This window comes from Actinomyces sp. HMSC075C01 (genome assembly GCF_001812965.1).
Classification (GTDB): domain Bacteria; phylum Actinomycetota; class Actinomycetes; order Actinomycetales; family Actinomycetaceae; genus Actinomyces; species Actinomyces acetigenes.
This window is the reverse complement of sequence record NZ_KV810981.1, coordinates 1-383: the sequence shown is the minus strand read 5'-3', so window position 1 is coordinate 383 and position 383 is coordinate 1. Positions and strand designations below refer to the sequence as shown.

The window sequence follows — 383 nt, the reverse complement described above, 5'->3', positions numbered from 1 at the left end:
GTGCCGTGTTCATGGTGGTCTCGGCGTGCTCGCGTGACCCCTACGACGACACCTCCGGCCCCGAGACGAACGACACTCAGCTGCTGCCGGACTCCATCGAGACCAGCTACGCCTGCGCCTGCGCCGAAACCGGAGCCATGAACGGCGTCAAGATCCACAAAACAGACGTGCCAGCACGGCGGGCCTTCTGGCTGTGGTACCTCGATGAGGCCATCCCAGCAGTCCTGGCCGGCTGAGCGCTGGAAGGGGGCTCACGCGAGCCGCCCGGCCAGCTGGCACCTCACTGACCAACCCGCCAACGGTGGGGGTCGAGTCCTTCCGGCTCGGCCCCCACCGCTTCACATGTGCTCGCGGTGGCTGCGGCTGCCTCGACGTGGACGAAC

At 67.9% G+C, this 383-nt stretch carries 1 protein-coding gene; it reads left to right on the top strand.

Going from position 1 to position 383, the window contains the following annotated elements; translation table 11 throughout:
• Positions 1–236, top strand: a 236-nt coding sequence (locus tag HMPREF2883_RS04830; RefSeq protein ID WP_256277332.1) for an Imm5 family immunity protein, incomplete at its 5' end; no start/stop codon positions are given.
• Positions 237–383: the final 147 nt, after the last annotated feature.